The sequence below is a fragment of the Patescibacteria group bacterium genome, assembly GCA_035529375.1.
Classification (GTDB): domain Bacteria; phylum Patescibacteriota; class Microgenomatia; order PFEM01; family JAHIFH01; genus DATKWU01.
The window spans coordinates 1-8,786 of the sequence record DATKWU010000002.1 but is presented as its reverse complement, the minus strand read 5'-3'; the positions used below and the strand labels follow the sequence as shown (position 1 = coordinate 8,786).

The 8,786-nt window shown below is 39.5% G+C and carries 9 protein-coding genes and 1 tRNA gene; 2 read left to right on the top strand and 8 right to left on the bottom strand.

The annotated features are described in order from the left end of the window. A partial coding sequence (locus tag VMY36_00185; protein ID HUV42322.1) for a hypothetical protein occupies positions 1-195 on the bottom strand: 195 nt, incomplete at its 3' end. A gap of 129 nt (positions 196-324) precedes the next feature. Next, a complete protein-coding gene (gene tyrS, locus VMY36_00180) occupies positions 325-1,542 on the bottom strand; it encodes a tyrosine--tRNA ligase (GenBank protein HUV42321.1) in 1,218 nt (405 codons plus the stop codon). A 61-nt stretch (positions 1,543-1,603) separates the two neighbouring features. Between tyrS and VMY36_00175 the strand changes: the two genes are divergently transcribed. Beyond that, complete coding sequence (locus VMY36_00175; protein HUV42320.1) at positions 1,604-4,213, top strand: PBP1A family penicillin-binding protein; 2,610 nt, start codon at positions 1,604-1,606, stop codon at positions 4,211-4,213. A 58-nt stretch (positions 4,214-4,271) separates the two neighbouring features. Then, positions 4,272-4,577: a hypothetical protein gene (locus VMY36_00170; protein HUV42319.1), complete on the top strand. Its 306-nt coding sequence runs from the start codon at positions 4,272-4,274 to the stop codon at positions 4,575-4,577. Here the strand turns inward: VMY36_00170 and pheT are convergent. The 6 genes from pheT to infC all read right to left on the bottom strand — a co-directional run. Beyond that, entirely contained in the window at positions 4,567-6,570 is a 2,004-nt protein-coding gene (pheT, locus tag VMY36_00165) for a phenylalanine--tRNA ligase subunit beta (GenBank protein ID HUV42318.1), read from the bottom strand. The two genes, VMY36_00170 and pheT, sit on opposite strands and share 11 nt — an antisense overlap. Position 6,571: 1 nt before the next feature. Beyond that, positions 6,572-7,612 (bottom strand): phenylalanine--tRNA ligase subunit alpha, encoded by a 1,041-nt coding sequence (pheS, locus tag VMY36_00160; GenBank protein ID HUV42317.1) that lies wholly within the window; start codon positions 7,610-7,612, stop codon positions 6,572-6,574. 25 nt (positions 7,613-7,637) lie between these two features. Continuing rightward, a tRNA-Phe gene (locus VMY36_00155) sits at positions 7,638-7,710 on the bottom strand. A 152-nt stretch (positions 7,711-7,862) separates the two neighbouring features. Further along, complete coding sequence (rplT, locus tag VMY36_00150; GenBank protein ID HUV42316.1) at positions 7,863-8,213, bottom strand: 50S ribosomal protein L20; 351 nt, start codon at positions 8,211-8,213, stop codon at positions 7,863-7,865. 1 nt (position 8,214) lies between these two features. Continuing rightward, positions 8,215-8,400, bottom strand: a complete 186-nt coding sequence (locus VMY36_00145; GenBank protein HUV42315.1) for a bL35 family ribosomal protein — start codon at positions 8,398-8,400, stop codon at positions 8,215-8,217. Next, positions 8,372-8,786 (bottom strand): translation initiation factor IF-3 (infC, locus tag VMY36_00140; protein ID HUV42314.1); only part of this gene is annotated, 415 nt, incomplete at its 5' end. The genes infC and VMY36_00145, both read right to left, overlap by 29 nt.

Below are 8,786 nucleotides of genomic sequence, written 5' to 3'. Positions count from 1 at the left end.
GATAATTTTTCCTTGAATACTGACAATTTCTCCAGCTTGGATTCGACCTATGGGTGAGATCAAAGAATAATCAACATAACGAAAGGGAAAATGATAGAGAAGATCTTCAAAAGTTTTAATGTTTAATTTACTTAATTTTTTAGTGTAGGCAGGGCCAACTAAAGGCAAACTTTCTATGGGTGTAGTGAGATCCATGTGATTATTATAACTCAAGCAATTATCTTAGAAGAGAATAAAAAATTGGTAGCATTGAAGTTAAAAGCAAACCAACGGCGGCAATCGCCACAATCACTATCCAAAGTTTTTGTTGTTTTTTAGAGAGTCTCATTTTTTTATTCTTACTTTATATAATCTTCTTTTGCCCGCTTTGATGATCTCCCTGCCTTTGATCGTTACTTTCATCTGGGGATCGGTGATTCTTTTTCCTTCAAACTCCAGTCCCCCTTGTTCAATCAATCTTTTAGTAGCGGAAATAGTAGCCGTGCCTGCATAATTCGGAATTAGACTTGGCATTATCTTTGAGATTGAGTGTTTACCCTTTTGGATTGCCCCGGGGGTTAGTTTTATTTGAGAAGGCTTTTCTCTTTTTTGGAATCGGGTCTTGAATTCTTTTTCCGCATTTTTTGCGTTTTTTTCAGAGTAAAGCATTTTGACAATTTCAAAGGCCAGTTTTTTCTTCAGGTCCATAGCTGGTGTTTTTCTTGCTTTTAGATTTCTTTCCATTGATTCAATTGATTGAAGCGGTACTTGAGTCAGGAGTTCAAAGCCTGGGATGATAGTTTCGTCAGGAAAAGACATAATGGCTCCATACATTTCAGAGGCAGAAACATTCAAAAAGAGAGCGTTGCCAGTTGTTTTACCGATTTTTTCGCCTTTAGCATCAACTAGAAGCTTGGTGGTCAGGACAAATTTTTCTTTACTTTTAAGGGCTTTCATTAAATTTCTACCAGCAAGCATGTTGAAAGTTTGATCACTGCCGCCAATTTCCAGGTCAACATCCATCGCGACGCAATCAATGGCTTGGGCCACAGGATAGAGAAATTCGTGAAGATGGATTGGTTTCTGAACTTTAAATCTTCTTTGAAAGAAATCCCTTTCCAGTATTTGCTGGACCGTAAAATGGGAAGTGATTTCAATTAAATCTTTGAAGGTCACCTTGTCGCCCCATTGACTGTTGAACATCAGCTTGGCTGGATTTTTACCACCAAAACTCAAAATTCTTCCGGCTTGTTCTTGCCAAATCTTTGAATTTTCCAGAACTTGTTCTCTGGTTAGGAGTTTTCTGGTGGCTGATTTATCGGTTGGATCGCCAATCATGCCCGTAAAATCGCCTACGAGAAAGATGACCTCATGGCCTAAATCTTGAAACTGTTTTAATTTAAGAAGGCCAACCATACTCCCCAAATGAAGATTGGCCATTGACGGATCAAAGCCTTGATAAAGTTTAATCTTTTTGCCAGAACGGAGAACCTTTTCAAAGGCTTTTTTTGAGGGATAGACTTTCTCGACTCCCCTATTTAAAACTTCATTAATTTTATCCATAGATTTTTTTCTACAGATTTAATATTAGCACAAATTTTGATTTTTTGTTAAAATCAACTCTATGAGTTGGCAAAGAACCTGGCGAAAAAAAGTTAGACAGGCAAGAGCCTATCGGCGTCTAGGCAAGCAGAATACCAGTCTTTTAGCTTCCAAAGGGGCTTTTATTGGTTTTATCCTTTTTATTGCTTTGGTTCTCTTCGCCGGAGGGTTGTTTGCCTTTTATGCCAAGGACTTGCCGCAACCAGACAAGATTGTCCGGCGGGAAGGCTTTGCCACTAAAATTTATGATCGCAATGGAGAGTTACTTTATGATGTTTTTGCTGACCAACGGCGAACACCAGTTTCCCTTGATAATATTCCCGAACATCTCAAGAATGCAACAGTGGCCATTGAAGACAAAAACTTTTATCGGCACAGTGGCTTTGACCCCACTGGGATTTTCCGAGCCGTTTTCAATATTGTGGTTCATCGTCGTTTACAAGGAGGCTCGACTCTTACCCAACAATTAGTTAAAAATGTTCTCTTAACGCCCCAGAGGACCCTTCCTAGAAAGATTAAAGAGTTTATTTTGGCGGTCCAAATCGAAAGTCGTTACTCTAAAGACGAAATTCTCCAAATGTATCTTAATGAGGCCCCTTATGGCGGGACCGCCTGGGGAGTAGAGGCGGCCGCTGAAACTTATTTTGACAAATCTGTTTCTGAATTAAATTTGGTGGAATCAGCCATTTTAGCGGGTTTGCCTCAGCGGCCTTCAGCCTACTCCCCTTTTGGTGATGACCCCAAGGCTTATCTTGGCCGAACGGAAACGGTTTTGCGAAGAATGCGGGAGGATGGCTATATTACTACTGATCAGGAAAAAGCGGCGGTCAAGCAAATCAAGGAAGTGGAATTCGCAACTGAAGGCTTAAACTTCAAAGCACCCCACTTTGTCATGTATGTTAAGAAACAACTTGAAGATCGTTATGGACAGCGAGTGGTGGAACAAGGCGGTTTAAAGGTGACGACCACTCTTGATTACCAGATTCAAGAGGAAGCTCAGAAAGCGGTGACCGAAGAAATTAGCAAGGTTGAGTCGATTCATATTACTAACGGTGCCGCCATTGTTTTAGATGCTCAAACCGGTGAAATTCTGGCAATGGTCGGTTCAAAGAATTACAATGATCCGGATTATGATGGTAAGGTTAACGTTACCCTTTCTTTACGTCAGCCAGGTTCAGCGATTAAGCCAGTCACTTATGTGACCGCTCTTAAAAAAGGCTACACGGCTTCGACTTTTCTAATGGATACACCAACCACTTTTCCTGGAGGTCAAGGTTTGCCTGATTACAAACCAGTTAATTATGATGGTCAATTTCATGGATCGCTTCAAGTCAGATTTGCTTTAGGTAATTCGATTAACGTAGCTGCCGTCAAGATGTTAGCTAAGGTTGGTTTAACTAATATGCTGACCACTGGTTACGAAATGGGTTTATCGACTCTGGAACCGACTAAGGAGAATTTGCGACGTTTGGGCTTGTCAGTTACTTTGGGTGGCGGTGAAGTTCGTTTACTTGAGTTAGCTCAAGCTTATTCGGCTTTTGCCAACAGCGGTTATCGGGTTGATCCAATTTCGATTCTTAAAGTTGAAGATAATGATGGTCGGGTGTTAGAAGAAACCAAACCCGTGGCCGGCAAGCGAGTTTTGAGTGAGGCCGAGGCCTTTATTATTTCCCATATTCTTTCCGATAATAGTGCTCGTTTACTTACTTTTGGTGAAAACAGCGCTTTGGTTATTTCCGGAAGACAGGTAGCGGTTAAAACTGGAACAACTAATGACAAGCGAGATAATTGGACAATTGGTTGGACGCCCCAGGTGGTAGCTGGAGTCTGGGTGGGTAATAATGATAACACGGAGATGACTCAAGTGGCTTCAGGCGTTTCGGGGGCGGCTCCTATCTGGCGACGGGTGATTATGGCGGCGCTTAAAAATAAACCTAATATTGGTTTTGCCACGCCTACGGGAGTAATCACGGCCGAAGTTGATCTTGTTTCTGGCTATCGGGCTCATGACGGTTTTCCTTCAAGAACCGAATATTTTGTCCAAGGAACCGAGCCAACCGGTGAAGATCCAATTCATGCTAAGTTGAAACTTTGTCGTGGCCAGGATAAATTGGCGACTCCGGCTCAAGTGGCCCGAGGTGATTATGAAGAGAAAGAATATTTTGTTTTTAAGGAGGAAGACCCACTTTCAGCTGGTGGTATTAATCGTTGGCAGGAAGGAATTAACCAATGGTTAGCAGGCCAATCAGATTCTCGTTATCATCCCCCTACCGAATATTGTGGCGATGTTGAAGAATTAGAAGTAACCATTGACGAGCCAGGTAATGAATCGCAAATTGACAGTAATGAGGTTAGAGTTAAAGGCAGGATTATTTCTAAAAATTCAGTTGAAGAAATTAAGATTTTGATTAATGGTGAAACTAAGGAGACGATTGAGAATAGCAGTAAATTTGATAAGATTTTTACTTTAGATAAGGGTCCTTACACGATTAAAGTTTGGGCCAAGGATGAGAAAGGCAAAACGGCTGATCGAGAAGCCAAAATTGGCGTAAAAGTTCCTTGGGATTGGGAGCCTTCGCCCTCTCCTAGTCCCTCTCCTAGTCCTTCCCCTATCTCATCGCCGAGTTCTTAGGGCTAGTCGCCGAGACATGATATAATTTTCTTAATAAAACATCTGTCTAGATAAAAATATGAATGGAATAGAAGAAGAAAAGAGGGCTCAGTATGTTGGACCTCGTTCTGCTTGGGAAGATTATAGGGATGTAATTGAGCGTGAATACAATATCTCTTTTACAAATGGCGATGAACATGCAGAGCCGTTACTTCACGAATTTTATACTCTTCGTATATTTCATCGAGAAGTAGGAGAAATTAATCAAGAAGAAGTTAAAAGATTCTGGAAAGAAGCTGAAGAGGAATTGCCGGGTTTTAGTGACAAATACGAAAGAATCATTGGTTTTATTGTTCGGAATATTTCTGTTGAATCTAGATTTTAATTTTGGCTCGGAATTTCCTTTTAACACTTTGAATAATCTTTTTCCTGATCTTCTCTACTTCTTTATCCGTTAAGGTCTTTTTATTGCTTTGATAAGTAATTCTGAAGGTTCGAACTTTTTTATAAGTATCGAGTAATTCGACCTTAGTAATTAATTGGCTAGTTTTCTTAATTGATTCAATTATCTCCCCTACCAGAGTTTTCGGAGGAACAATAAAAGCCAAGTCTTCAACAATGGCCGGATATTTTGAAAGAGGCAGATATTTTTTGGTTTTAGAAGCTTGTTTAATCAGTTCTTGAAAGTCTAAGTCAAAAACAATCACTTTTTTCTTAATTCCAAATTTTACTAGGATATGGGGACTGATTTCACCCACCACTCCCAGTGAGTTACCTTTAACTATTATTTCGGCTGTTCTTGAAGGATGAAAGACTTTGCCATAAAAAGTTTTCTTTAATTGATAGGGTTCAAAATGATAAACATCAATTCCAACTGATTCGAGAATAGTCTCAAAGATACCCTTGACTTGATAAAATTTATTGCCAGTCAGGGCGCCACTAAGATTTAAAGGTTCTTCAGTCTTAGGAATTTGGCCTAAATAGACTCGGGCTAATTCAAAAATTTTAATTTCTTCAAAATGAGGTTGGTTAAGATTAATTGCTTTTAAAATGCCTACTAAGAGAGTGGATCTAAGGTATTCATATTCTAAACTAACCGGATTAGCTAATTTAATCGCTTCTTGAGTGTCAGCTTCTATCTTTTTCAGCTCTTCTCGACTAAGAAGACTGTAAGTATTGATTTCCGTAAAGCCGGCACCTTTAAGAAGATTTTTAACTTTTTTTTCTAGTTGATAATCTCGTGAATAAGCGACTTCTTTGGTGGGAACTGATCCTCGAGGTGTGGTTAATTTAAATCGATTGTAACCGTAGATTCGAGCAATTTCTTCAATTAAGTCTTCTTCAATCTGGAGATCGCTTCGGTAGGTAGGGACGGTGGTTTCAATAAGATCCTGATTAATTTTTTTGGGTGATAAGTTTAGATTCTCAAAAATGGCCATTATTTCTTTTTCGGAAATAGATTCGCCTAGGACTTTATTAGTTCTTGAAATACTTACTTTCAATGGCCAGGGTTCGAATTCTTTTTTCTTTAGGTCAAAAAGCTTGGAGGCAATTTTGCCCTCCCCATATTTGAGAATGAGATTAGCCGCTCTTTTAACGGCCTCAACGGTACCACCTGGATTGACGCCTCTTTCATAAATATAAGAAGCATCAGATTGGAGGGAAAGAGCTTGGCCAGCTAAACGAATTGGGACGCCAGGATGAACCGGTGAATGAAGGTAGACGGTCTTTGTTTTTGGTGTAATTCCTGTATTTTCTCCACCCTTGATTCCGCAAAGGTCAATCACCCGATTAGGGGCATCCTTAATGATAATCGCTCCCGGAGGCAGTTTATAATTGAGACCGTCAACGCTTTTGAAAGATTCGCCACCTTTAGCTCGGGTGATCTCGATTCTTTTAGGTTGAAGAGTATCGTAATCAAAAGCATGAAGCGGGTTGCCTAATTCAAACATAACGTAGTTGGTAATATCGACAAGATTATTGATCGGGCGTAAACCAATCATCTTTAATCTTGCCTGCATCCAGATAGGTGATGGTTTTATTTTAACTTGATCAATGATAACCGCCGAATATCTGGGTGTGTCTTGGGGATAAACAATGATTTGTTTAATCGTTAGAATCTTTTTAGGAGAAGCTAATTCTTTGATTGGAGGGAGCTTAACTTTGACTTGACTAATGGCCGCGATTTCTCGGGCAATCCCTAAAAGGGAAAGCCAATCAGGTCGATTGGGCGTCACTTCAAGATCAAGAATAATTTCCTTACCTTGTTTATTTGTTCCTTCGACCGCCAAACCGATTTCCGTTAATCTTTCGACTAACCGAGGGAGTGGTATTTTAATCTCGACATAGTCTTTAATCCAATCAAGGGGTACTAGCATTTTAGAATTGGTTTAAAATCCTTAAATCAGGCGTAAATAATAATCTTAAGTCGTGGATGTTGTATCTCAAGCTGACAATTCGAGAAAGACCAATGGCAAAAGCAAAACCAGTATATTTTTGCGGGTCAATTTGGCAAGCTTTAAGAACATTAGGATGAATCATCCCGGCAGGCAGGACTTCGCTCCAGCCAATCCCTTTACAAAAAGGACAGCCTTTACCTTGACAAAGAGTACATTCAAGATAAGTGTCAACGCCTGGTTCAACAAAGGGAAAGTAAGTGCAGGCAAACTTAATTTTGGTTTTTTCTCCCATTAGTTTTTTAAGGACATATTCAATTGTTCCGAAGAGATCAGTCAAGGTAATCTTTTTATCAACGGCAAAGCCTTCAACCTGCCAGAATTCAAAGCCATGAGAAGCATCAACCTGTTCATAGCGATAACATTTGCCAGGGACAATCACTCTAATCGGGGGTTTTGTTTTTTCCATCACTCTCCCCTGCATGGCGGAAGTATGGGTGCGAAGAAGAATTTCTCCAGGCAGAACTTTGGTCCCTTTAGTTTCTAGATAGAGGGTCATTTGGGTATCTCTAGCGGGGTGATCTTTAAGGAAATTAAGAATTTCGAAATTATGACGATCATCTTCAATTTCTGGTCCTTCGGCTACCTGATAGCCAATTTGTTTAAAAACATTAACTGTTTCGTAAAGAATTTGCGAGAGAGGATGGAGGTGACCGATGTTTGGTTTTAAACCCGGAGCCGTTACATCAAGCCATTCTTTCTCAACATCAATTTTTTTGGTTGTTTGGGCTTTTTTAGCGTCTTTGAGAGCTTGGTCAATTGCTCTTTTAGCATCATTGGCCGTTTGGCCGATTTCCTTTCTTTTTGAAAGATTTAAAGAAGGAATTTTTTTGAGAAGCTGGGTGATTTCACCTTTTCTGCCCAGATAAGCAATTCTTAATTCTTCTAATTCCTGGTCAGAATCAGCTTCAAGAATAGCTGAGATCGCTTGGTTTTTGAGATTTTGGATTTTATTTAAGTCCATGTTTTTTATTCTAACAGATTTTCAGTGCCAGGACTCGGAGTCGAACCGAGATCTCGTGTTTTTCAGACACGCGCCGTGACCACCTTGGCTATCCTGGCCAATTAAAAACTCCCCTTTCGGGGAGATTCTTTTTTATTTTTTTGTTCTTAAAATTGCAAAATCCAACCTCCCCGTTTCAACAGCTTAGGTAAAGAAAAACTTAAAAAAGGCTGTTTGGGTAATGGTTGGAACTTGCATTGGGATTATTTTATTAGGCTTTTTGGGCTTTGTCAACTATTTCTTTGAAAGTAGAAGAATCGGAAAGAGCCAAATCAGCCAGAACTTTGCGATTAAGCTCGATTTTGGCTTTTTTCAGGCCGTTAATGAATCGGGAATAAGAAATTTCGTGCGGGATTAAGGCGGCGCTAATCCTTATAATCCAGAGTTTTCTCAGGTCTCTTTTTCTCAGTTTTCTGCCCATAAAGGCGTATTGGCCAGCATGAAGATCAGCTTCCTTGGAGACTTTGTAAAGTCGACCCTTGGTCATCCGAAAGCCCTTAGTTCTTTTAAGGACTCTTTTATGACTTTTTCTTCTGGTGGTTCCGGTTTTGACTCTGGCCATCTTATTCTCCTAAAATCTTTTTTATCTTTATTCTCCAAGCCCCTTTGACTTCTTTAGGGACTTTTTGACTTCTGATTTGACTTTTTCTCTTTTTTCTTCGTAAATGGCTTATATGGGAACCCCGCCGCATCACTTTACCAGTTTTGGTAATCTTAAATCTATTGGCGACTGACTTTCTGGTTTTCATCTTTTGTTTCTTGGCCACTTTTACCTCCTTTAACTGGTTTGAGCACCACTTCTAATTTTCGACCGACAAATTTAGTTCCTAAATCAACTTCTGAAAGAGATGCTAGTCTTTCTAAAGCTTTTTCAATTAGTTTGTAACCGAAATCTTTTTTCGTAATCTGGCGGCCTTTAAAAAAAACCGCAATTTTGACCTTATTCCCCTCTTTTAAAAACTCTTCAGCTCTTTTTAATCTAAAATTAAAATCATTATCAGCGATGAAAGGGCTTAGTTTAACTTCCTTGAGATTAACCTTTTTCGCTTTCTTTTTTTCTTGTTGTTCTTTTTTTGCTTCTAAGAATTTAAACTTTTTAAAATCGACAATTTTACAGACTGGAGGTTTAGCATTA